Below are 23999 nucleotides of genomic sequence, written 5' to 3' on the forward strand. Positions count from 1 at the left end.
TCATTGCGTTAGGATTATCTTGGAAGAGCAGCACGCCTTACCTTATTTGCGAGAAACCCTGCTGTTTCTCGCCCTGGCCGGGATTTTTATTCCGCTATTACAACGCCTGAAGGTCAACCAGGTGCTCGGCTTCCTGGCCGTGGGCGCCCTGTTCGGGCCGTTCGGCTTCGGCCTGTGGGCCGGTGAATTCACATGGCTGACGTATTTCTCGTTCGTGCGCGCCGAGCAGGTCAGCGGCCTGGCCGAGCTGGGCGTGATGTTTTTGATGTTCATGATCGGCCTGGAATTGTCGACGGAACGGCTGTGGGCGCTGCGGCGCTGGGTGTTTGGCGCGGGCGTGGGGCAGGTGGCAGTCAGCGCCTGCCTGATCGGCGGCGTGGCGTATTACTTCGGCCTGTCGCTGGAAGCGTCCATCGTGCTGGGCCTGGTGCTGTCGCTGTCGTCCACGGCCGTGGTGATGCAACTGCTCACCGATCAGCGCTCCTTGCAGACGCCTGCCGGCCAGGCGGGCTTTTCCATTTTGATGTTCCAGGATTTGATGGTGGTGCCGCTGTTCATCCTGATCGACGTGTTCGCCAGCGGGCGCAGCGACGACCTGGCGTACCTGCTCAGCTTTGCGGCCGTGAAATCGGCGGGCGCCATCCTGCTGATCTATCTGCTAGGGCGCCGCGTGATCCGTCCGCTGTTCCAGTTTTTCGTCAAAAAACGCCAGCCGGACGTGTTCATGGCATTGACCCTGCTCAGCACCCTGGGCATCGCGGGCCTGACCTACCTGGCGGGTCTGTCGATGGCGCTGGGCGCCTTGCTGGCCGGCTTGCTGCTGGCGGAAACAGAATTCCGCCATGAAGTGGAAGTGACGATCGAGCCCTTCAAGGGTTTGCTGATGGGGCTGTTCTTCATGTCGGTGGGCATGCAGATCGACGTGCGCGAAATCCTCAAGTCGCCGGTTTTGATTCCGCTGGCCGTGCTGAGCCTGTTTGCGCTGAAAACCCTGGTCATCAGCGTGATTTTCCGCCTCGGCGGCTTTCACTGGGGGCGCGCCGTGGAAACGGGCGTGCTGCTGGGGCAGGGCGGCGAGTTTGCCTTCATCGTCGTCGCGTATGCGCTGGGCACGAAGTTGATCGGCCCGCAGGTGGCGCAATTCGTCATGCTGGTGGTGGGCCTGAGCCTGTTTGCCACGCCGGCGCTGGCCAAGGCGGCGCGCGCTTTCGGCAACTGGTGGGAACAGCGCCACCACCATCAGCTGGCCGACCTGGCGCACGGCGCGCTGCCGCCGCAGGGCAGCACCGTCATCATCGCCGGTTTCGGCCGGGTGGGACAGTTGCTGGGGAAGGTGCTGACGGAACAGGATATCGCGTATGTGGCGATTGAAAATGATGCGCGCCTAGTGACGACCCTGCATCCGCGCGGTTTCCCCGTGTATTTCGGCGATGCGTCGCGCGCGGAATTGTTGCAAAAGGTGAATGCGGACCGGGCTGCCGCCGTGGTGCTGACCATGGACCATGCGGCGTCCGTGCTGCACGCCGTGAAATCGATCCGCCGTGAATATCCGCAGCTGCCCGTGTATGCGCGCGCCCGCGACGAGGCGCATGCGGTGGCCTTGATACAGGCGGGCGCTACCCTGGTCGTGCCCGAGGCGCTGGAGTCGGCGCTGCAACTGACAGCCACCGTGCTGCACACGGTGGGCTTGTCGGAAGCGCGCACGACGGACATCGTGCAAGTCGAGCGCGACCGGCGTAATGCCGTGCTGCTGGCGAAAAAATTGTCGTAGTGCAAGCGTGCGTGTCGCCGTGTTTTGTAAATTATCCGTACAATAATAGTATATGAGCACACTACCCACATGAAAGCCGCGACGAAGAGCGCAGCGTCACCCTTGACGCCGCAGCAGTTGGCGGCGCAGGAAACGCAGCAAAAATTTGGCAAGCCCGAGCGGGGCTGGCGCGAGCAGGTGTACAGCGTCATCTTCGAGGCGGAGACGCGCACGGGCCGCGCCTTCGATTTGCTGCTGATCGCCGCCATCCTGATCAGCGTGACGGTGGTCGTGCTCAGCAGTGTCGCTTCCGTGGCCGAGCGCTATGGCACTTGGCTGACGGCGCTCGAATGGTTTTTCACCATTTTATTTACCATCGAATATTTCGCCCGTCTGGCGTGCCTGCAGCATCCGGTGCGCTACGCCAAGAGTTTTTTTGGCGTGATCGACTTGCTGGCCATCGTGCCGACCTACATCGGCTTGCTGCTGCCGGGCGCGCACGTACTGATCGACGTGCGCATTTTGCGCCTGCTGCGCATGTTCCGTGTCCTCAAACTCACATCCTATGTGCATGAATACACGGTGCTGGGGCGGGCTCTGCTGGCCAGCCGGCGCAAGATCCTCATTTTCTTGTCTTTTGTCATGATGGTGGTCTTTCTGTTGGGTACTGTGATGTATGTCGTGGAAGGGCCGGATCACGGTTACAGCAGCATCCCCACGTCGATATACTGGGCCATCAGCACCATGACCACGGTGGGTTTCGGCGATATCACGCCGCGCACCGACATCGGGCGCACCATCGCTTCCCTGATGATGTTGCTCGGCTGGGGCATCCTGGCAGTGCCTACCGGCATTATCAGTGCCGAAATGACGGTACAGCGCAGTTCCAAGCAGGTGACCACGCGTACCTGTCCCACGTGCCTGAAAGAAGGGCTCGATGACGATGCTAATTTCTGCAAGAACTGCGGTGTTGCATTGCCGCCGCTGGCACGCGATTAGCTCATAGACCGTATTTACTTTACTTTGTTAAGGCCAACATGATTCCAGTTCGCCTGATCGCGACGGGCAAAGCCGTGCCGTCGCATAGCGTCACTTCCGCAAGCCTGGACCTGAAATTGGGCCATCCGGCCGGCTACACCCTGCGCAAGAGCGGCGTGCTGTCGCGCTTTGTCGCCGCGCCCCATGAGTCGCAAAGCCAGCTGGGCGCCGCCGCCCTGCTCGACGCGCTGAAGAATGCCAGCCTGCGTCCATCCGACATCGACTTGCTGATCTGCGCCTGCGGCGTGCCCGAGCAAGCTTTGCCGAACACGGCCTGCTTCGTTGCCGAACACGCCGGCTTGCCACCAGGCACGCAAGGCTTCGACGTCAACGCTAGCTGCCTCAGTTTCATGGCCGCTTTCCGCGTAGCCGCGTCCATGCTGGCGGGCGGCGCCTACCGCCGCATCGCCATCGTCTCGTCCGACCTCGCTTCGCGCGGGGTGGACTGGAGCGAGCCGGAAGCGTCGATGATCTTTGGCGACGGTGCCGCCGCCGTCATCGTCGAGCGCGGCGATGGCAGCGCCGGCATCCGCGCCTACAAGATGGGCACGTATCCGGAAGGGCGGCGCTACTGCGAAATTCGCGGCGGCGGCACCGAGCGCAACCCGCGCAACGGCTGCGAACCGGGCGACTATCTGTTCCGCATGGATGGCAAGGCCGTGTTCCGCCTGGCCGTCAAGGTGATGCCGGATTTCCTCACGGAATTAATGGCAGAGTCGGGCGCGGGACTGGAGAAAGTCGATGTGGTCGTGCCGCACCAGGCCAGCCCGCTGGGCCTCGCGCATGCGGCGCGCATCCTCGACGTCCCCGATGCTAAAATCATCAAGATCTTTGAAACGCATGGCAACCAGGTAGCCGCGTCCTTGCCCACGGCCCTGCACGAGGCGGTGATGACGGGGCGGGCCGTGGCCGGACAGCGTTTGCTGATGATGGGCACGGCCGCAGGCCTGACCATCGGCGGCATGATTCTTGATCTGTGAAGGTGGTGTGATGAGGCGGATACTGGTCACGGGAGCGACGGGCGGCTTGGGGCGCAATGCCGTGCGCACCCTGCTGGCGCAGGGCGTGGAAGTGCGCGCCACGGGCCGCAACGCCGCCGTCGGCCGCGAACTGGAGCGCATGGGCGCGCAATTCGTCGCGCTTGATCTGGCGCAAGCGTCGCCGCGTCAGGTCGATGAGCTGGTACGCGGCATGGATACCGTCTGGCACTGCGCCGCGCTATCCTCGCCGTGGGGCGCCGAGCGCGACTTCATCGCCGCCAACGTCACGGCCACGGGCCAGCTGCTGCGCGCGGCCGCCAGCCTGCACGTGGCGCGCTTCGTGCACATTTCCACCCCGGCCATGTATTTCGACTATCACAATCGCTATGAGGTGCCGGAAACCTTTCGCCCCGATGCCTTCGTCAACGCGTATGCGCGCAGCAAGGCGATGGCGGAAAAGCTGGTGCAAGAGTCGGTGGACCGCCATCGCGGCATGAGCTGCGTGATCCTGCGCCCGCGCGCCATCTTCGGCCCGCACGACCAGGTGCTGATCCCGCGCCTGGCGCGCGTGCTGCAGGAGCGCGGCGGCAAGCTGCCGCTGCCCAGGGGTGGGGCGGTCACCATCGATGTCACCTATGTCGACAATGTCGTGCACGCGATGTGGCTGGCCACCGTGCACAAGACCATCGCTTCCGGCGCCGCCTTCAACATCACGAATGGCGAGCCGGCGCACCTGTGCGACATTTTGCGCAGCCTGTTCTGCGAGCATCTGCAGCAGCCGTTCCAGATCGTCAGCGTGCCCTACCGCGTGCTGGCGCTGGCCGCGCGCCTGATGCAGTTCGCTTCGCGTTTTACGGGGCGCGAGCCGGCGCTCACGCCCTACAGCATCGGCGCGCTCAGTTTCGACATGACGCTCGATAATGCCAAGGCGCGCAAGGTGCTCGGTTACCGTCCCATCGTCAGCCTGCAGGAAGGCATCGCCCTGACGGCGCAGTGGATGCGCCAGGAAGCGGCGGCGCACAAGGTGGGCAAGGAGCGCAATGGCTAGCATCACCGCGTTTCGCGTCGGCCACTGCACGCATCCGTCCTGCATGGTCTTGAAAGGCAGCGGGCTGGCCAGCCGCTGCTTCCCCTCGCGCGCCTACCTGATAGCGACGCGCGCGGGCCTGTACCTGTGGGATACCGGTTATGCCGAGCACTTCCGCGCCGCCACGTCGAAAGGCGTGTACCGCATGTATGCGTGGGTGACGCCGATTTCCTTCGACGAGAATGAATCCCTGCTGGGCCAGTTGCGCGCGCATGGCGTAGCGCCCGGCGACATCCATACCTTGCTGCTGTCGCACTTCCACGCCGACCATATCGCCGGCCTGCGCGACTTTCCCGGCGCGCGGCTGATGGCCTCAAAAACGGGCTGGGACGCCGTGCGCGGCATGTCCGGCGTGGCCGCCGTGCGCCAGGCCTTCGTGCCCGAGCTGCTGCCAAACGATATGTCGGATCGCCTGGCTTTTGTGGAAAGCGTGCCCGAAACGGCCTTGCCGGCGGCCTTGCTGCCGTTTACGCACGGGCGCGACGTCAGCGGCACGGGCGAGATTTACATCGTCGACCTGCCCGGCCACGCCATCGGCCATCTGGGCGCCTTCGTGCTGCAGGACGGCGGCTGGACCCTGCTGGCGTCGGATGCGGCCTGGGTGCCGGAAAGTTTTCAGCAGCTGCGCGGGCCATCGGAACTGTCGTTCCTCATCCAGCACAAGCGCGCGCCGTATTACGCCACCCTGAACCGCTTGCACCAGTTGCACCAGTCGGGCAATGCGCAGATCCGCATCACGCATGAAGATACGCTCGATTATTTGCCTGTGGCGGGCCGCCCGTGAAGCGTATTTTCTGGCTCTTGCTGTCGTACTGGCGCACGCGCCGCCTGCGTTTTGCGGATCGCGCGCAGCTCGGCGCCTACCAGCACAGCCAGCTGGCGCGTTTCATCGATACCCTGTGCGCGCGCAGCCGCTACTTTGCGCCGTATCGCAAGCTGCCGCTGGCGCAGTGGCCATTGATGAACAAGGCGCTGATGCTGGAACACTTCGATGCCATGAACACGCAGGGCATCACCCTGGCGCAAGCGATGGAGGCGGCCATGGCGGCCGAACATAGCCGCGATTTTAGCCCCGCCGTGGGCGACATCACGGTGGGCCTGTCGTCGGGCACCTCGTCGCGGCGCGCCGTGTTTACCGTCAGCCCTCGTGAAAAAGCCCAATGGGCGGGCGTGATGCTGGCCAAGGCGCTGCCCGACGGCCTGTTTTCCGGCGAACGGGTGGCGCTGTTCCTGCGCGCGAACAGCAATCTGTACACGGCCGTGCGCTCGCCGTGGCTGACTTTTGCCTTCTACGATCTGTTCGCACCGTTCGACAGCCTGTGCGCGCAGCTGGCGCAATATCAACCTTCCGTCATCGTCGCGCCCGCGCAGGTGCTGCGCCAGCTGGCCTTGCGCGTCATCGATGGCAGCCTGGCGCTGGCGCCGAAAAAAGTCATCTCGGTGGCCGAAGTGCTGGAAGCGCAGGACCGCGCCCTGATCGTGCAGGCGTTTGGCGCCGTGCATGAAATCTACCAGGCCACCGAGGGATTCCTGGCCAGCACCTGCGAACACGGTGTGCTGCACCTGAACGAGGAATACGTGCACGTCGAGCCGCAATGGCTCGATGCTGAAGAACGTCGTTTTGTGCCCGTGATTACGGACTTTACGCGCATCACGCAGCCCATCGTGCGCTACCGCCTGGACGATATTTTGATCGCGCGCGCCACGCCATGCCCGTGCGGCCGCGCCACGCGCGCCATCGATGGCATCGAAGGGCGCTGCGATGACATGCTGTTCTTGCCATCCTTGCCATCGGCGAACGGCGGCGAACCCGTCGCCGTGTTTGCCGACGTATTGACGCGCGCGTTCGCGCAAGCCTTGCCGCCAGATGCAGATTACCGCCTGGTGCAGTCTGGCGTAGCTGCCTTGCAGCTGCATGCAGCGCTCGACGATGCCGGCCTCGCCGCCTTGCGCGCGCACCTGGCGGCGGTGCTGCGCGGGCTGGGCGTGGCCGTCGATGGCCTGGCCTGGACGACGAGCGGCGAACTGCCTCCCTTTGACCCCACCATGAAACGGCGCCGCATCCGGCGCCTTGCAACAGCATGTACCCTTCTTCCATGACTTTTCCTTGCCGCCTGCTGCACCTGCTGGCCGGCTGGGGCAGCGTCGGCCTCGTGTATTTTTCCAGCGATGTGCTGCAAGGGCAGGGCGTGCTGCTGCCCGAAACGGCCATCGACCGCGCCATTCCCTATACGGATGCCGCCATCTGGCTGTATCTGTCCTTCTTTATCCTGATCCCGTACGCCTACCTGGCGGCCGATGCGGCACGCGTGCGCTGGCTGGCGCGCGCCATGGCGCTCTCCGCGCTGGCTTGCGGCGTGGTCTTTCTGCTGTACCCGACCACCCTCGCGTATCCGCCTGTGGGCGAGGGCAGCGCCTGGAGTACGCAGGCGCTGCGCATGCTGCAGTCGTTTGACTCCGCACAAAACTGCCTGCCTTCGCTGCATGGCGCCCTGACATTGCTGTGCGTGTGGGCCCTGTGCGACAAACGCCACCTGCTGCGCTCCGCGCTGGCCGTGCTGCTGGGGGTCAGCATCTGCTATGCCATCATCGCGCTGCGTCGCCACGTCAGCATCGACCTGGCCGCCGGTCTGGGCGTGGGCGTGGCGGGTGGCATATTGGCGAAAATGCAGGTATTCTGGGCTACCCGCCGTGCCATTTCCACTGAAACCGCATCATGATGAATCCCTTTGCCCTGTCTTTTCTTGTCATGCTGGCCTTTGTGCTGGCCGAACTGCTGATACTGAAATGGGTGCGCAAGACCTCCGTGCCTTGGAAGGACGTCATATTCAATCTCAATTCCGGCCACATCCTGATGTGGGTGTTTCGCGGCGTGGAAGTGGCGGCCTTCGCCCTGCTGCTGCGCCATGTGAACCTGCACATCGTCGACCAGTGGCCCGTGGTGGCGCAATGGGTGTTCGCTTTTTTTGCCTGGGACCTGTGCTTTTACTGGATGCACCGCCTGCACCACAAATTGCCTTTGCTGTGGGCGGTGCACGTGGTGCACCACCAGGGCGAGCATTTCAACCTGTCGCTGGGCGTGCGCAATTCCTGGTATTCGTCGCTGACGAATTTCCCCTTCATCGCCATCCTGGCCGTGCTGGGCGTGCCGCTGGAAATCTTCCTCGTCGTCTCGTCCCTGCATTACACGGTGCAGTTCTATAACCACAATGCGCTGGTGAACAAGTCCGGCATCCTCGATCGATTCATGGTCACGCCCTCGCACCACCGCGTGCACCATGGCACGGACAAGCGCTACATCAACCGCAATTTCGGCGGTACGCTGTTGATCTGGGACCGGCTGTTTGGCAGCTTCCAGCCCGAACTCGAAGGCGTGGAAATGCGCTATGGCGTGAAGGGCATGACACAAACGCATAACCCGCTTCTGGCCAGCAACGGCAAACTGTTCAAATGGCTGCGCGCGCGCTTCCCGCACTGGCAGTCGCGCGGCACTTTTCACGTGCCCGAGCTGTTCATCGGCACTGGTGGCGTGATCCTGTTTGGCCTGGTGATCTATTACGTCAACCATGAAGCGGCGCTGGCGGGCGCGCAGCAGGCGATCCTGTTCGCGCTGATCTTCGCTGGCACGCTGGCGCTGGGCGGCCTGTCGGATGCGCGCCGCTGGGGCGCCATCGCCTGGGTCGCCATCGCCGTGGCCATGCCGGTCCTGTATCTGGGCTGGTATGGCGCGCGCGATGTGTGGGGCATGGCATTCCTGGCCGCGCTGCTGGTCCATGGCCTCGATGGCGCGCGCCGCCTGTGGTGGCCGGCGGCGACCGGGACGCGCGCGTGAGCCAGCTGCCTCCGCTGCGCTTCCAGCCCGCGCGCGATTCCGCCTTCCGCCGCGAATTGCGTGCGCGCGCCGACGCCTACCTGGCGGACGAAGGAAAACACCGCTTTGGCGACTGGCGCATGCACGCGAAGGCCGTTTTCCTGGCCGTGCTGACGATGGTGCTGTATGCGCTGGCCTTGGACGCTGACAGCACCTGGCCGTTTGTCGTCAGCTATGTCGCTTGCCTGGTCGCGGCCATGGCGCTGGCCATGAATACCTTGCACGACGCGGCCCACAGCGCCATCTTCCGCCAGGGACGCCTGAACCGCATCCTGATCCGGCTGGTGGGCTTGCCCGTGGGCGTGGACACGGATTTCTGGACCATCCGCCACGTGCACTTCCATCACACGTATGCCAACGTGGAAGGCTATGACCTCGACACGGAACCGAATCCGTTTTTGCGCCAGACGCCGTTCCAACGCTGGTCGCCGCAGTACCGCTATCAATACCTGTACTGGCCCATGGTGGCGGCCCTGTCGCTGCCTTACCTGAACTGGTATGGCGACTGGCTCGATCGCTTCGGCAAGACGCCCGTGGCGGCGCACAGCCGTTTGCAGGGCTGGCGCGGCTGGCTGTCTTTCCTGGGCTGGAAGCTGGGTCACGTGGCGCTGGTGCTGGCGTTGCCCATGTGGGTGCTGCAGCAGCACGGCATGGCCTGGGGCGTGGTGCTGGGCGCGTATTTCGTGGGCCAGATGATCGCCTCGTGCGCGCTGGTGGCGCTGATCCTCGGCACGCACTGGGCCGAAGTGGAATTTTTCCAGCCGGGGTCCGATGGCACCCTGCCGCACGACTGGTACCAGCACACGTTTTACACGGCCTGCGACTGGACGCCGAAACCGCGCCGCCTGCGCTGGCTCGGTTACTGGCTGGGCGGCTTGAATCTGCACCTGACGCACCATTTGTTCCCCACCTGGAATCACCGCCACTACCCGGCGCTGGCGCGCATCCTGGCCGAGCTGGCGCCTCGTCACGGCCTCGTGTACCGGGAACTCGGTTATGGCCAGCTGCACGCCTCGCAGCAGCAGTTCCTGCGCGCCATGGGCCAGCCACCTGCGCACACCTGACGAATCGTGCTTGACTCGGTTTCCGTTTCGTCTTACATTTCTGTAGTGACAGAAATAAGAGAAAATCATGGAACTGAGTCCTACCACGCAAAAGTACATCCTCCATTGGGGCGAAATGGGCACCCGCTGGGGCGTCAACCGCACGGTGGCGCAAATTCACGCGCTGCTGTTCCTGGCGAATGCACCGCTGACGGCGGAAGATATCGCGGCCAGCCTGAACGTGGCCCGCTCGAATGTCAGCAACAGCCTGAAGGAATTGCAAAGCTGGGGCCTGGCGCGCGTCACGCATGTGATGGGGGACCGGCGTGACCACTTCGTCGCCCTGCAGGATGTGTGGGAAATCTTCCGGGTCATCATGGAAGAGCGCAAGCGGCGCGAGATCGACCCCACCCTGACGGTGCTGCGCGAATGCGCGATCGAAGGCGAGCACGATGCGGCGATACCGCCAGAAACGCTGGCGCGCATGGGCGAAGTGCTGGCCTTCCTGGAAATGCTCAGCAGCACCTACAGCGACTATAAAAACCTGCCACCGGCGACCCTGCAGCGCATGCTGTCGATGGGCGGCAAGGTGGCCAAGTTCCTCAGCCCGGAAGAAAAACCAGGCAAGCACCGAAAATCATGAGCGGCCCCTCGGAAGGAGAACTGTTCAGGAAGGTGATGGGCGAACAGTGGCTCTCCCTGCATCCGGATATCCGCCGCCGCTTCGAGAAAAATCCCGCGCCCGGCCAGCCCCTGTACTACCGGGGCGAACTCAGTGAACTCTCCAGCTCGCGCCTGGGCAAGGTGTTGGGCTGGCTCACGCGCCCTTTCATCGATGGCGCCCTGATCCCGTATGACGACCGCGATTTTCCCGTGGATATCGAAGTCTATTCGCGCCCCGGATGCCCTTACATCTTCAAGCAGCGCACCTACCGCCTGCATGGGCGCGCGCCCATCCGCTTCACCTCCTACATGGCCGAAAGCGAGAAGGGCGAAGTGCTTGAATACGTCGGCATGGGGCTGGGCATGAAGCTGCTGCTGCATGTCGAGAATGGCAACCTGCACTTCACCAGCGACGGCTATTTTTGGGATCTTTTCGGCTGGCGCCTGCCGTTGCCCGGCGTGCTCACGCCCGGCAAGACCTATCTGTGCCATCGCAATGACACGCCGCAGCAATTCAATATCCGCATCGAGATCCGCCACGCCCTGTTCGGCATCACGTTCACCCAGGTCGGCGTGTTCCGCGAAAGCGCGGCGCCTGCCCTACACAAGGAGACACCATGAATACGCATTTGCTGGCCCTGCAACTGATGGCGGCGCAAGGCTGCCTGGGCGCCTTCGACACCATCTACCACCATGAAATCACGGAGGCGCTGCCGCAAAAGGCCTCGGCGCGCTTGGAGCTGACCATCCATGCCACCCGCGCCCTGATCTACAGCCTGCTGTTCGTGGGCCTGGCGGCCTGGGAGTGGCATGGCGCCTGGGCCTGGGTGCTGGTGATCGTGTTTGGCGTGGAAATCGTGCTGACCCTGTGGGATTTCGTGGTGGAAGACCAGACCCGCCTCTTGCCCGCCACGGAGCGGGTCACGCACACGGTGCTGGCGATCAATGCGGGCGCCTTCATCGCGCTGCTGGCGCTCAATAGCAGCGAGTGGGCGAGCCTGCCGACGGCCCTCGTGTGGCAGCCGTATGGCTGGCTCAGCGTCTTCCTGGCCCTGTGCGGCGTGGGCGTGGGCCTGTCCGGCCTGCGCGACGCGTATGCCGTGTGGCAGCTGGGCCGGCGCAAGGTGCAGGATAGGGCAGAAAAAGAGCAGCACTTGAGCTTTGCCGCCGCACCGCAGTCCGTGCTGGTGACGGGCGCCACGGGTTTCATCGGCCAGCAACTGGTGGCCGCCTTGCTGGCCGACGGCCACGCGGTGACGGTGCTGACGCGCCAGCCCAAGCAGGCCGCGTGGACCTTCGATGGCCAGGTGCGCTGCATCGCGGCGCTGGACGAGCTGTCGGCCACGCAGCACATCGACATGGTGGTCAACCTGGCCGGCGCGCGCATCGTCGGAAAGCGCTGGACGCCAGCGCGCAAGGCCGCTTTGCGCCGCAGCCGCGTGACGCTGACGCAGGAACTGGTGGCGTGGATCGGCCGCGCGCAGCACAAGCCACGGATGCTGCTGTCCGCGTCGGCCATCGGCTATTACGGCGTGCAGCCGCAGGGCGACGCGGCGGAATTGACGGAGGAGAGCGCGCCGCAAGCCATCTTCATGTCGCAGCTATGCCAGGAATGGGAAGCGGCCGCGCGCCAGGCGGAGCGCTATGGCGTGCAAGTGGGCTGCATGCGCTTTGGCCTCGTGTTTGGCCACCAGGGTTCGCTGCCGCAGATGCTGCTGCCGATCCGCTTCGGCGTGGGCGGCCCGCTCAGCAGCGGCAAGCAATGGGTGTCGTGGGTGCATGTGCGCGATGTCATCCGCGGCATCGCTCATTTGGCGCGCCGCAGCGAAGAGCAGGCAGTGGGCGGCGCATACAACTTCTGCGCGCCTGAGGCCATCGAGCAGCGCCGCTTCGCCCAGGTGGCGGGCGCGGTGCTGCACCGCCCCAGCTTCATGCCCACGCCGGCCTTCGTCATGCGCGCCTTGCTGGGCGAGCAAGCCGACTTGCTGGTGGAAGGCCAAAGGGTCGCCCCGCGCCGCTTGCTGGCCGATGGTTTTGTTTTCCGCCATCCTCAACTGGAAGGGGCGTTGCGCAGCCTGTAGCCTGGCGTAGAATGAGGATTGGAGGAACCGAACCATGCCGCGCTTCAGCCACACGATAGACAGCCATGTTTACCAGTTCGCCAGCCTGAAGGAGCTGCTGGCGAAGGCCACGCCGCTGCGTTCGGGCGATGTGCTGGCAGGCGTGGCGGCCGCCAGCGCGCGGGAACGGGTGGCGGCGCAGCTGGCGCTGGCCGAAGTGCCGCTATCGCTGTTCCTCAACGAGGCGCTGCTGCCCTACGAAGACGATGAAGTCACGCGCCTGATCATCGACTCGCATGCGCGCGTCGCCTTTGCGCCCATTTCCCACTTGTGCGTGGGCGACTTTCGCGACTGGCTGCTCGATGACGCGACTGATACGGCGGTGCTGGCCGGCGTGCCGCCGGCATCACGCCGGAAATGGCGGCGGCCGTCTCCAAACTGATGCGCTTGCAGGACCTGGTGCTGGTGGCCCGCAAGTGCAGGGTCGTCACGGCTTTTCGCACTACCCTGGGCATGGCGCGCCGCTTGTCCACGCGATTGCAACCGAACCACCCGACGGACGACGCCACGGGCATCGCCGCCTCCCTCCTCGATGGCCTGCTGCTGGGCAGCGGCGACGCCGTGATCGGCATCAATCCCGCCACAGACAATGTGGCGCAGGTGGTCTCGCTGCTGCACTTGCTCGACGCCGTCATTGACCAGTATCAAATACCCACCCAGTCCTGCGTGCTCACGCACATCACCAATACGCTCGAAGCGATACGCCGCGGCGCGCCTATCGACCTGGTGTTCCAGTCTGTGGCGGGCACGCAGGCGGCCAACCGCAGCTTTGGCATCGACATGTCGCTACTGGCCGAGGGGCGGGCGGCGGCCCTGTCGCTGGGGCGCGGCACGGTGGGCAACAACGTCATGTATTTCGAGACGGGGCAGGGCAGCGCCCTGTCGGCCGGCGCGCACCACGGCATGGACCAGCAAACGTGCGAGGCGCGCGCGTACGCGGTGGCGCGTGCGTATCAACCGCTGCTGGTCAATTCGGTGGTGGGTTTCATTGGCCCCGAATACCTGTACGACGGCAAGCAGATCATGCGCGCGGGGCTGGAAGACCATTTCTGCGCCAAGCTGCTAGGACTGCCCATGGGCTGCGACGTGTGCTACACCAACCATGCCGAGGCCGACCAGGACGACATGGATGCCTTGCTGGCCATGCTGGGCGTGGCCGGCTGTAATTTCATCATGGGCGTGCCGGGCGCGGACGACATCATGCTCGGCTACCAGAGCACCTCGTTCCACGACGCCCTGTATGCGCGCCGCGTGCTGGGCTTGCGTCCGGCGCCCGAATTCGAGGCCTGGCTGGCGCGCACGCAGATCACGGATGCGCAGGGCCGCCTGAAGATGGCGCTGGCGCCGGCCTTCCAGGCGGCCCTGCTGCGCCTGGGCGACTAGGGAGGAACGCATGGACGGGAACCAACCTTGGCAGGCCCTGCGCGCGCATACGGCGGCGCGCATCGCGCTGGGACGCCGCGGCGTGAGCGTGCCGACCAGTGCGCAGTTGGCGTTTCAGCTGGCCCACGCGCAGGCGCGCGACGCCGTGCACCTGGAACTCGATGGCCATGCCCTGACACGCGTATTGGCCGCGCAGGGGCAAGACTGCGTGCAGCTGCACAGCGCCGCCGCCACGCGCGCCATCTACCTGCAGCGGCCCGACCTGGGGCGCCGGCTCGACGACGCTTCGCGCGCGCGCCTGGCGGCCGGCGCTACGGGCGTGGACCTGGCGCTGGTGGCGGCCGACGGCCTGTCGGCGCTGGCCGTGCAGCGCCACGCGGCGCCATTCTTGGCTGCCTTGCGCGAACGGCTGGCGCTGGAAGCGTGGACGCTCTCGCCGGTGATGCTCGTGGCGCAGGGGCGAGTGGCCATCGGCGACGAGGTGGGGGAGTTATTGAAGGCGCGCGCTGTTCTGGTGCTGATCGGCGAGCGGCCTGGCCTGAGTTCCCCGGACAGCCTGGGCCTGTACCTGACGTGGGCACCCCGAGTGGGCTTGCTGGACGAGCGCCGCAACTGCATCTCGAACGTGCGCCTGCAAGGCTTGGCGTATGTGCCGGCCGCGTACCGGCTGCACTACCTGCTGTCGCAGGCATTCAGCCGGCAGCTGTCGGGTGTGGCATTGAAGGATGAAACGGTGGAAGAGCGCGCGACCCTGGCGGGCGCGCGCAATTTCCTGCTGGAGTGATCAGATTTCGCGGATGTCGTCCAGCGGCCAGCGCGGGCGCACATTGAACGAGTAATCGTACTTGGCGGCCTGCGGGTTGATTTGCAGGCGCATGGCGCCCGCGAAGGCGATCATGGCGCCGTTATCGGTACAGAATTCCAGCTCCGGGTAATACACCTTGAAACGCTTCTTGGCGGCGGCCGCGTTGAGCGAAGCGCGCAGCTGCGCGTTGGCGCCCACGCCGCCGGCGATCACCAGGCGTTTCAAGCCCGTGTGCTTGAGGGCCGCCACGCATTTGGCCGTCAGCACGTCGACGATGGCGTCGACGAAGCCGCGTGCGATATTCGCCTTGTCCTGCTCGCAGATGTTGGCGATGACTTTTTCTTCGTGCTTCTTCACCACCGTCAACACGGCCGTCTTCAGCCCGGAGAAACTGAAATTGAAATCCTTCGAATGCAGCATCGGGCGTGGCAGCTTGTAGGCCAGCGGGTCGCCGAATTCGGCCAGGCGCGAAATGGCGGGGCCGCCCGGATAACCGAGTCCCAGCAGCTTGGCCGACTTGTCGAACGCCTCGCCGGCCGCATCATCGAGCGTTTCGCCCAGCATGGTGTACTGGCCCACGCCATCGACGCGCATCAGCTGCGTGTGGCCGCCCGACACCAGCAGCGCGATGAAGGGGAACTCCGGCGGCTCGGACGCCAGCAACGGCGACAGCAGATGGCCTTCCAGGTGATGGATGCCCAGCACCGGCTTGTTGATGGCCAGGCCCAGGCTGCAGGCGACGGAGGAACCCACCAGCAACGCGCCGGCCAGTCCCGGACCTTGCGTGTAGGCGATGGCGTCGATTTCGGGCAGGGTGATGCCGGCCTTCGCCAGGGTCTCTTCCAGCAACGGGATGGCGCGGCGGATATGGTCGCGCGACGCCAGTTCCGGCACTACGCCGCCATATTGCTCGTGCATGGCGACTTGCGAATAGAGGGCGTGCGACAGCAGGCCGCGTTGCGTGTCGTACAAGGCCAGGCCGGTTTCGTCACAGGAGGATTCGACGCCAAGAACAATCATGAAGGTGCTAAATAGGGAGGAGTAATCCGTCATTGTAAAGGAAAGCCGGGCATTCCACCGTGCGGCCGGCGCACCATTTCGGCGGCAGTGTGCACTTGCGCAGTGCGGCGCGGGCAGGTTTTGCCGCGCATTTTGGCCATTTCTCGCCTGTGCCGACACTGGCACCGCTCTTGCTTATGCAAACGTGTGCCTTTTTCACGGGAGTTCGCGATGCCAGAACAATGGAAAATGATTTGCCGCCTGAAGGATATGCCGCTGGCGGGCGCGCGCATGGTGCAGCGGGGACTGGCGTGGCAGGACTTGCCGGGCGTGGCGCTGTTCCGCGCGGCTGACGATACGGTGTACGCGCTGCTCGACACGGTGCCTTGCCTGGGCGGCCCGCTGGCGCACGGGGTGCTCATGGAGAAAAACCTGATGGGGCCGAAGAACAGCTGGATCATCGAGCTCGATTCGGGCCGCCTGGTGGCACCCGTGCAGGGCATGGCGCGCCGTTACGCCGTGCGCATCATGGACGGGCGCATCTACCTGGACGTGAATGAACTCAATATCCCGGCCAGCAAGGCCGAACAGGCGCTGGCGGGATCGTTCGCCGTGCTGCCGCATGTGCAGGTGGCAGTGTGAAGGGAAAGGCAAAAACGGCGCACAGGGCGCCGTTTTTCGTATCCGCGCGAGGCTTACGCCGGGCGGCTTAACAAGTGCGCATGCGCGTCGCGCAGCATGGTGGCCGTCGTGTCCCAGTCGATGCAGCCGTCGGTGACGGAGCAGCCGTAGGTCAGTTGCGACAGGTCTTGCGGGATCTTCTGGTTGCCGCTGACGATGTTCGATTCGATCATCACGCCCACCAGCGAGTGGTTGCCCTGGCAGATCTGGTTGACCACGTCGGCCATCACCAACGGCTGCAGTTCCGGCTTTTTATAGCTGTTCGCGTGCGAGCAGTCGACCACCAGGTTGGCCGGCAGCTTGGCTTTGGCCAGCGCCTGTTCGGCGATGGCGATCGAGACCGAATCGTAGTTCGGGCGGCCGTCGCCGCCGCGCAGCACCACGTGGCCATACGCGTTACCGCGCGTGCGCACGATGGCCACATTGCCTTCGGCGTTAATGCCCAGGAAGGAGTGCGGGTGGGCCGACGACAAGATCGCGTTGACCGCAATGCTGATGTCGCCATCGGTGCCGTTCTTGAAGCCGACCGGCGTCGACAGGCCGGACGACATTTCGCGGTGCGTCTGCGATTCGGTGGTGCGCGCGCCGATGGCTGTCCAGGCGATCAGGTCGCCCAGGTATTGCGGTGAGATCGGGTCCAGCGCTTCGGTTGCGGTGGGCAAGCCCAGTTCGCACACGTCGAGCAGGAAGCGGCGCGCCTTTTCCATGCCTTCGTTAACCTTGAAAGAATCGTCCATGTACGGGTCGTTGATGTAGCCCTTCCAGCCCGTGGTGGTACGCGGTTTTTCGAAATACACGCGCATCACCAGCAGCATCGTATCCTTGACTTCCTCTTGTAGCGCCTTCAGGCGGTGCGCGTAATCGAGGCCGGCGACGGGGTCGTGGATCGAGCATGGGCCGACGACGACGAACAGGCGCTGGTCCTTGCGGTCGATGATGTTGCGCAGCGCTTCGCGGCCACGGCTGACGGTGTCGAAGGCGCTCTCCGACAGCGGCAGTTTGGCGTGCAGCTCGGCCGGTGTCGGCATGGGCGCGAAGGAGGTGACGTTGATATTTTCGATGTCTGGCGTATTCATGATTCTGGCTCGGCTTTCGCTATTGCGTTCTTTAAGAGGCAATAGTGTAGCGGAAATGCGGCCTGGCGGCGGGGATGGGGCCAAAACGGGAATGCATCAGTTGTATTTATGGCAGGGCCGGCACGCCGCACATGCTCGAGTATCGCTGCCTCGTGCTGGCGTATCTGTGCGTCCAGGCAGGCGATCTGCTGGCGCACGAGGGCATGCAGCGCATGCTGGCCGGCCCGCAGGTATACATTGAGGCGCGCCGACTCCTGCTGGCGCACGCCGATGATGGCGTGCAGGCGGCGCAGCCACAGGTGCAGCTCCACGTAGGCGGGCGAGGATGGCGTCCAGCGCGCGGGGCGCTTGTCTTCGCAGTAATTGGCCAGCACTACGGCGCTGCGCGCCGCGCCGTCGGGCAAGCCGCAGCCGCGCGCATACGCTTCCAGCGGGCCCGCTTCGGCATCGCAGACCAGCATGCCCATCTCGGCCAGCACGCAGGCGGCGACCTCGCTGTGCGGTGCATCCAGGCGCAGGCAGACGCGCAAGCCCATGATGGTGACGTCGTTCCTTTGCAGCCAGCTACGCAGCCAGCGGTAGCCTGCGAGGTCATTTTCCAGCACCTTGCACAGTACTTCGCCGCCCGAGAGCAGCACGGCTTTCAGCAGCAGCTTGCTCACTTCGATGCCAACGAAGGCGCTTTCCTGTTTGATCGCGTGTTCCATGATGAGTCCTCCCGTGCAGTCATATACGTAGCGGCAGCGCGTTTGGATGCGGTCGCGCTGCACATTCCTTAAAGAAATATGTTGAAAAGACTGTTGCATCGGCGCCTGCGCCGTCCATCAGCCTGTCTGCACGGGAAAAAATCCGTGTAAGCTGGCGCCATGACGACTGTATCCATCCCCCATACCGATGTGGCCGGAGAGCCATTTCCCGCCGCACGTTTCATCAAAGAAATAGGACGCGGCAAGAACGGCGCGCGCAGCATGACGCGCACTGACGCCCGCGCCCTGTACCGCGCCATGCTCGAGGGCCGCGTGTCGGACCTGGAACTGGGTGGCATTTTGTTATCCATGCGCATCAAGGGCGAGTCGGTGGACGAGATCGCCGGCTTCCTCGACGCGGCCGAAGCGTCGTTTGTCCCGCTGGCCGCGCCGGCCGGTGAATTTTCCCCGATCATCATTCCCAGCTACAACGGGGCACGCAAGATGGCCAACCTGACGGCCTTGCTGGCGCTGCTGCTGGCGCGCGCGGGCGCCCCCGTGCTCGTGCATGGCGTCACCAGCGACCCGGGCCGCATCACCACGGCCGCAGTGCTGGCCGCGCTGGGCGTGCCGGCCTCGCCAGACCACGCGCAAGCCGAAGCCGCCATGGCGCGCGGGGAAGCGGCCTTCCTGCCCATAGCGTCACTGGCGCCGCGCCTGGCACACATGCTGTCGCTGCGGCGCGTGTTGGGGGTGCGCAATTCCACGCATACGCTGGTGAAAATCATGCAGCCCTTCGCCGGGCCCGCCCTGCGCCTGGTGTCGTACACGCACCCGGAATACCTGGAAATGCTCGGTGAATATTTCCTGACTGCCTCTGATCCTGCGCGCGGCGACGCATTCCTGATGCGCGGCACGGAAGGCGAGACGGTAGCCAACGCCAACAAGGCGCAGCAGATCGACTGGTTCCATGGCGCTGAGCGTACGGTGCTGGTGGAAAAACAGGCGCTGGTGGAAGCGTTGCCGCATCTGCCGGCCGAGCGCGATGCAGCCACCACGGCCGCCTGGATCGCTGCCGTGCTGCGCGGCGAGGTGCCCGTACCGCCGTCGATTGCCGAACAGGTGGAGCAATGCCTGATGGCATCGCGGCAGATTGCAGCACGGGCGCGCTAGCCGCGTCGTCGCAGTTTACAATGGCGTCTTTGTAATGAGCGGTGAGCGGAATTCTTATGGCAAAACAATTTGATGTGGCAGTGATCGGCGCGGGCGCGGCCGGCATGATGTGTGCGGCTGTTGCCGCCCAGCAGGGCAAGCGTGTGGTGTTGATCGATCACGCGGCCAAGCTGGCCGAAAAGATCCGCATCTCGGGTGGTGGACGGTGCAATTTCACCAATATTAACGCCACCCCGCAAAATTTCCTCTCGGAAAACCCGCATTTCTGCAAGAGCGCGCTGTCGCGCTACACGCCGCAGGATTTCCTTGCGCTGGTGAAAAAATACCGGATCGGCTACCACGAAAAGCACAAGGGCCAGCTGTTTTGCACTGAATCGGCCGAGCTGATCATCGACATGCTCAAGGACGAGTGCGCCGCTGGCGGCGTGCATTGGCGCATGCCGTGCAAGATCGATCATGTTGTCCAGCAAGATGATGGCGGCTTCGTGCTGCAGACCGATAGCGGCGACATCGAGACGGCCAGCATCGTCATCGCCACGGGCGGCCTGTCGATCCCGAAGATCGGCGCCACGGATTTTGCCTACCGCATCGCCAAACAGTTCGACCTGACGATGGTCGAACCGCGTCCGGCCCTGGTGCCGCTGACGTTCGATGCGGCCAGTTGGGCGCCATTCGCGGAACTATCCGGCATCGCGCTGGAAGTGGATGTGGAGACGGGCAGCCTGAAAGGCCGCAAGGCAAGCGGCGCGCGTTTCCGCGAGGATTTGCTGTTCACCCACCGCGGCCTGTCCGGTCCGGCGATCCTGCAGATTTCCAGTTACTGGCTGCCCGGCACGCCCATCGTCATCAACTTGTTGCCGGAAGTGGACGTGGCGCAAACCTTGATCGAAGGCAAGGGCACCTTGAAGAAGCAGCTGGGCAATATCGTCGCGCAGTGGTTGCCGCAGCGCCTGGCCGACTGCTTGCTGGCCGTCAACGGCCTGGCGCCGGACGCGCGCATCGCCGACATGCCCGACGCCCAGCTGCGCAAGCTGGGGCAGGCCATCAATGCCTGGTCCATCGTGCCGGACGGCTCGGAAGGCTACCGCAAGGCGGAAGTGACGCGCGGCGGCATCGATACGCGCGAGCTGTCGCAGCAGACCATGATGGCCAGTAAAGTGCCGGGCCTGTATTTCATCGGCGAATCGGTCGACGTGACGGGATGGTTGGGCGGCTACAACTTCCAGTGGGCCTGGGCTTCCGGCGTCGCGGCAGGTATTGCCTTGCAATAAGCTACTCTGTAATATGGGGTCCCCGGTGCGTGGTTTACGCCACATTCCGGCAGTGATCGCAGGCTGCATGCCGCACGCAAGTGGGGAGGGGCTTCCCTTTCCGAATAAAAGCTGCTACTATCTATCTCTTCCTATACACCACCTCAACGGTTTGAATTTTACATGACCACTATTCGCCTTAAAGAAAACGAGCCGTTCGAAGTCGCAATGCGTCGCTTCAAACGCACCATCGAAAAAACGGGTCTGCTGACCGAATTGCGCGCACGCGAATTCTACGAAAAGCCAACAGCTGAGCGCAAGCGCAAGCTGGCAGCTGCTGTAAAGCGTCATTACAAACGCATCCGCAGCCAACAACTGCCGAAAAAATTATTCTAAGACTGTTCAGTCAGAACCAACCCGGGTAGTTCGGCGCATTGTTCGCCACGGGTTTTGTTTTGATTCGCCTGGAGTGATACTTCAGATGAGTCGCATGCCCGCTCCGGTTCGCCGCAGCGGGTTTTCGCTTTTGTGGCCGCCTGCTTGGTCCGCGCGCACGAGCATCGAGTCCCATTACCACTTACCAACACGAGGATTGCCATGAGCTTGAAAGAACAAATTACCGAAGACATGAAAAACGCCATGCGCGCCAAGGAAGCGGGCAAGCTGGGCACGATTCGCCTGTTGCTGGCGGAAATCAAGCGCAAGGAAGTCGACGAGCGCATCGAATTGACGGATGCCCACGTGACGGCCATCGTGGAAAAAATGATCAAGCAGCGCAAGGATTCGATCACCCAGTTCGAAGCGGGTGGCCGTGCCGATCTGGCCGACATTGAAAAAGCCGAACTGGTGCACCTGGCGGGCTACATGCCTGCCGGCCTGTCGGATGAGGAAGTGGCGGCCGAAGTGGCTGCCGCCGTGGCCGCCTCGGGCGCCGCTGGTCCGCAAGACATGGGTAAGGTGATGGCCATCGTCAAGCCGAAGCTGGCAGGCCGCGCCGACATGACCGTGGTGTCCGCCCTGGTCAAGAAAGCCTTGACGCCAGCAGCGTAAGCATACAATAGTAGTAATCGGCTGCCGGCCCATGCTGGCAGTCGCTCAATCGCCCACACGTTGACCTGGCTCAACCTCAGGCCACGTGCGGTAGTATAGTCTGACCTACAACAAGACCCGCCCTCGCCAGTGATACCTCAATCCTTCATTTCCGATTTGCTCAACCGCGTCGATATCGTCGATGTCGTGGGCCGCTATGTGCAACTGAAAAAAGGTGGCGCCAATTTCATGGGTTTGTGCCCGTTCCACAGTGAAAAATCGCCCAGCTTTACCGTCAGCCCCACCAAGCAGTTCTATCACTGTTTCGGCTGTGGCGCGCATGGCACGTCGATCGGTTTCCTGATCGAGTACTCGGGCATGGGCTTTGTCGATGCCGTCAAGGATCTGGCGCAGAACGTGGGCATGGTGGTGCCGGAAGCGGACGACAAGATCCCGCCAGCCCAGCGCGCGCAGATCCAGGCGCAAAGCATGGCCCTGTCCGACGCCATGACGCAGGCGTGTGATTATTACCGGGGGCAATTGCGCCACGCGCCGGAAGCCATCGCCTACCTGAAGAACCGGGGCTTGACGGGCGAAGTGGCCGCTCGCTTCGGCATGGGTTTCGCGCCCGGCGGCTGGGACAACTTGCGCTCCGTCTTCCCCGATTACGATGTGCTGGCCCTGGCCGAAGCGGGCCTGGTAATCGACAAGGTCGATGAAGAGGGTAATAACCGCAAGCGCTATGACCGTTTCCGCGAACGCATCATGTTTCCGATTCGCAATACCAAGGGCCAGGTCATCGCCTTTGGCGGCCGCGTGCTCGACCATGGTGAACCGAAATATCTGAACTCGCCGGAAACCCCCTTGTTTTCCAAGGGTTTCGAACTATATGGCTTGTTCGAGGCGCGCCAGGCCATACGCGATGCCGGCTATGTGCTGGTGACGGAAGGTTACATGGACGTGGTGGCGCTGGCGCAGATGGGTTTTCCGCAAGCCGTGGCCACCCTGGGTACGGCGTGCACGCCCACCCACGTGCAAAAACTGCTGCGCCAGACCGATAATGTGATTTTCAGCTTCGACGGCGACAAGGCTGGCCGCCGCGCCGCGCGTCGCGCGCTGGAAGCGAGCCTGGCCCACGTGTCGGACAATAAAACCATCAAATTCCTGTTCTTGCCGTCGGAACATGATCCGGACAGTTATATCCGCGAATTCGGTACCGAAGGTTTTGAGCAGCAAGTGCATGAAGCCATGCCGCTGTCGCAATTTTTGCTGAAAGAAGTGTCGGGCGAGCATGATTTGTCGGAACCGGAAGGGCGCGCCCGCGTGCAGTTCGACGCCAAGCCCCTGCTGCAACTGATGGCGCCATCGTCCTTGCGTTTGCAGATCGTGCGCGGCCTGGCGCAGCTGACGCAGTCCACGCCAGCCGAGATCGAAGCCCTGTTTGAGCTGGCCAAGCCCGTTGCCGTGGCGCGTCGCGCGCCGCCGAAATCGGGCCGCCCCGTGCCCGTGGGCCTGGAATTGAAGATCATGCGCATGCTGGTGGCGCATCCGCCCCTGACCATGCGTATCGACGAGGCTGCCCTGACCGCTTTCCAGCATCTGGGGCCGGACGCGGCGCACAGCCTGGGACAACTGGTGGCCGTGGGCCAGGCGCTGGGCGAGCATGGCAGTTTTGCTGCGCTGGCGCAGCAATTGAAGGAGTTGGGCAGCGAATACGATGAGATCATCGGCGAGATCGCGGCCGGCACGGAATCCGATTACGACAGCGAATTGTCGTGGCTGGTCAGCACCATCCGCGAGATCAAATTGAATGCCTTGAAGGCGGAATTGCAGCAATTGTTTGCGTCGGGTTTGCCATCCGAGAAAATTGGTGTACGCTACCGCGAAATCATGCAGGAGCAAGGCGAGCTGGAGCGCGAGCGTGATGCTGAGTTGGTGAATCGCTAATCTTGCTCTGGGGGTATGGCGCGCACTGGAAAAACATTTTTCGCGTGCTATAATTAAATGCTAAGTATTGTGTGCTTTGGCAAGCCAGTTCTGTTTCGTAAATAGTATTTGTTTTCAGTAAGTTAGGCTCTTGATCGGCGCGGTGGATCGTGTCGGCAGCCAGGGCCAACTGGCGTTTGCGGCGTTGCGGGCAAGGCTCGCAGACGCTGGCAAGCCGCGCCAGGCTCTCGCTCCCAACGCGGTCGATGCAGGAATTTCTGCCGAGGCGGCTGGTAACAGCTGGTGGACAGGAATTGCTGCGCTTCCCGCGGATCGTGGCCGATGAGGTGTAAGTAACGTAACAGTGTCGAATTTGCGTTGTCGGCAGGTTCGAAGATGGTGGTTCCCGCAGGTAGACAGGGAACTGGCAGCAAACTTT

Annotated in this window: 22 protein-coding genes and 1 pseudogene; 20 read left to right on the forward strand and 3 right to left on the reverse strand. The window is 63.6% G+C overall.

What is annotated here, in order from left to right:
* Positions 1 to 19: 19 nt before the first annotated feature.
* From CSZ94_RS06800 to eutC, 14 genes and pseudogenes are all read left to right on the forward strand, one after another.
* Positions 20 to 1771 (forward strand): cation:proton antiporter domain-containing protein, encoded by a 1752-nt coding sequence (locus CSZ94_RS06800; RefSeq protein ID WP_102120816.1) that lies wholly within the window; start codon positions 20 to 22, stop codon positions 1769 to 1771.
* A 69-nt stretch (positions 1772 to 1840) separates the two neighbouring features.
* On the forward strand, positions 1841 to 2749 hold the full coding sequence (locus CSZ94_RS06805) for an ion transporter (RefSeq protein ID WP_102120817.1): 909 nt from the start codon (positions 1841 to 1843) through the stop codon (positions 2747 to 2749).
* A gap of 38 nt (positions 2750 to 2787) precedes the next feature.
* Positions 2788 to 3768 (forward strand): 3-oxoacyl-[acyl-carrier-protein] synthase III C-terminal domain-containing protein, encoded by a 981-nt coding sequence (locus tag CSZ94_RS06810; protein ID WP_102120818.1) that lies wholly within the window; start codon positions 2788 to 2790, stop codon positions 3766 to 3768.
* Between the two features lie 10 nt (positions 3769 to 3778).
* Complete coding sequence (locus tag CSZ94_RS06815; RefSeq protein WP_102120819.1) at positions 3779 to 4816, forward strand: NAD-dependent epimerase/dehydratase family protein; 1038 nt, start codon at positions 3779 to 3781, stop codon at positions 4814 to 4816.
* Positions 4809 to 5639, forward strand: coding sequence for an MBL fold metallo-hydrolase (locus CSZ94_RS06820; protein WP_102120820.1), 831 nt, complete (start codon positions 4809 to 4811; stop codon positions 5637 to 5639). Before CSZ94_RS06815 ends, CSZ94_RS06820 begins: the two co-directional genes overlap by 8 nt.
* A complete protein-coding gene (locus tag CSZ94_RS06825; RefSeq protein WP_102120821.1) occupies positions 5636 to 6955 on the forward strand; it encodes a F390 synthetase-related protein in 1320 nt (439 codons plus the stop codon). The genes CSZ94_RS06820 and CSZ94_RS06825 overlap by 4 nt, the downstream gene beginning before the upstream one ends.
* Positions 6952 to 7575 (forward strand): phosphatase PAP2 family protein, encoded by a 624-nt coding sequence (locus CSZ94_RS06830; RefSeq protein ID WP_102120822.1) that lies wholly within the window; start codon positions 6952 to 6954, stop codon positions 7573 to 7575. Before CSZ94_RS06825 ends, CSZ94_RS06830 begins: the two co-directional genes overlap by 4 nt.
* Complete coding sequence (locus CSZ94_RS06835; protein ID WP_102120823.1) at positions 7572 to 8687, forward strand: sterol desaturase family protein; 1116 nt, start codon at positions 7572 to 7574, stop codon at positions 8685 to 8687. Before CSZ94_RS06830 ends, CSZ94_RS06835 begins: the two co-directional genes overlap by 4 nt.
* Complete coding sequence (locus tag CSZ94_RS06840) at positions 8684 to 9790, forward strand: fatty acid desaturase family protein (RefSeq protein ID WP_258000813.1); 1107 nt, start codon at positions 8684 to 8686, stop codon at positions 9788 to 9790. Before CSZ94_RS06835 ends, CSZ94_RS06840 begins: the two co-directional genes overlap by 4 nt.
* A gap of 67 nt (positions 9791 to 9857) precedes the next feature.
* A complete protein-coding gene (locus CSZ94_RS06845) occupies positions 9858 to 10412 on the forward strand; it encodes a GbsR/MarR family transcriptional regulator (protein ID WP_102120825.1) in 555 nt (184 codons plus the stop codon).
* Positions 10409 to 11053 carry a DUF4166 domain-containing protein gene (locus CSZ94_RS06850; protein WP_180977385.1) on the forward strand — a complete coding sequence of 215 codons (645 nt, stop codon included), beginning with the start codon at positions 10409 to 10411 and terminating at the stop codon, positions 11051 to 11053. Before CSZ94_RS06845 ends, CSZ94_RS06850 begins: the two co-directional genes overlap by 4 nt.
* A complete protein-coding gene (locus tag CSZ94_RS06855; protein WP_102120827.1) occupies positions 11050 to 12513 on the forward strand; it encodes a TIGR01777 family oxidoreductase in 1464 nt (487 codons plus the stop codon). The genes CSZ94_RS06850 and CSZ94_RS06855 overlap by 4 nt, the downstream gene beginning before the upstream one ends.
* Before the next feature lie 34 nt (positions 12514 to 12547).
* Positions 12548 to 13935 (forward strand): annotated as a pseudogene (locus CSZ94_RS06860) (ethanolamine ammonia-lyase subunit EutB).
* A 10-nt stretch (positions 13936 to 13945) separates the two neighbouring features.
* Positions 13946 to 14719 (forward strand): ethanolamine ammonia-lyase subunit EutC, encoded by a 774-nt coding sequence (eutC, locus tag CSZ94_RS06865; RefSeq protein WP_102120828.1) that lies wholly within the window; start codon positions 13946 to 13948, stop codon positions 14717 to 14719.
* Here eutC and tsaD read toward each other — a convergent pair whose 3' ends face one another.
* A complete protein-coding gene (gene tsaD, locus CSZ94_RS06870) occupies positions 14720 to 15760 on the reverse strand; it encodes a tRNA (adenosine(37)-N6)-threonylcarbamoyltransferase complex transferase subunit TsaD (protein WP_102120829.1) in 1041 nt (346 codons plus the stop codon).
* 210 nt (positions 15761 to 15970) lie between these two features.
* Between tsaD and CSZ94_RS06875 the strand changes: the two genes are divergently transcribed.
* Positions 15971 to 16381 carry a nitrite reductase (NAD(P)H) small subunit gene (locus CSZ94_RS06875; RefSeq protein ID WP_146009753.1) on the forward strand — a complete coding sequence of 137 codons (411 nt, stop codon included), beginning with the start codon at positions 15971 to 15973 and terminating at the stop codon, positions 16379 to 16381.
* Positions 16382 to 16434: 53 nt separating this feature from the next.
* Here the strand turns inward: CSZ94_RS06875 and CSZ94_RS06880 are convergent, their stop codons facing one another.
* Positions 16435 to 17496 carry a 3-deoxy-7-phosphoheptulonate synthase gene (locus tag CSZ94_RS06880; protein ID WP_102120831.1) on the reverse strand — a complete coding sequence of 354 codons (1062 nt, stop codon included), beginning with the start codon at positions 17494 to 17496 and terminating at the stop codon, positions 16435 to 16437.
* Positions 17493 to 18203, reverse strand: coding sequence for a hypothetical protein (locus CSZ94_RS06885; RefSeq protein ID WP_146009754.1), 711 nt, complete (start codon positions 18201 to 18203; stop codon positions 17493 to 17495). Before CSZ94_RS06885 ends, CSZ94_RS06880 begins: the two co-directional genes overlap by 4 nt.
* Positions 18204 to 18362: 159 nt before the next feature.
* Between CSZ94_RS06885 and ybiB the strand changes: the two genes are divergently transcribed.
* The 5 genes from ybiB to dnaG all read left to right on the forward strand — a co-directional run bounded on the left by ybiB (position 18363) and on the right by dnaG (position 23581).
* Complete coding sequence (gene ybiB / locus CSZ94_RS06890; protein ID WP_102120833.1) at positions 18363 to 19355, forward strand: DNA-binding protein YbiB; 993 nt, start codon at positions 18363 to 18365, stop codon at positions 19353 to 19355.
* A gap of 56 nt (positions 19356 to 19411) precedes the next feature.
* Positions 19412 to 20626, forward strand: coding sequence for an NAD(P)/FAD-dependent oxidoreductase (locus CSZ94_RS06895; protein WP_102120834.1), 1215 nt, complete (start codon positions 19412 to 19414; stop codon positions 20624 to 20626).
* Positions 20627 to 20788: 162 nt separating this feature from the next.
* A complete protein-coding gene (gene rpsU / locus CSZ94_RS06900) occupies positions 20789 to 21001 on the forward strand; it encodes a 30S ribosomal protein S21 (RefSeq protein ID WP_008451879.1) in 213 nt (70 codons plus the stop codon).
* A 201-nt stretch (positions 21002 to 21202) separates the two neighbouring features.
* Complete coding sequence (locus CSZ94_RS06905) at positions 21203 to 21655, forward strand: GatB/YqeY domain-containing protein (RefSeq protein WP_058049818.1); 453 nt, start codon at positions 21203 to 21205, stop codon at positions 21653 to 21655.
* Between the two features lie 129 nt (positions 21656 to 21784).
* On the forward strand, positions 21785 to 23581 hold the full coding sequence (gene dnaG / locus CSZ94_RS06910) for a DNA primase (protein ID WP_102120835.1): 1797 nt from the start codon (positions 21785 to 21787) through the stop codon (positions 23579 to 23581).
* Positions 23582 to 23999: the final 418 nt, after the last annotated feature.

The organism is Janthinobacterium sp. ROICE36, from assembly GCF_002869965.1.
GTDB lineage: Bacteria > Pseudomonadota > Gammaproteobacteria > Burkholderiales > Burkholderiaceae_D > Janthinobacterium.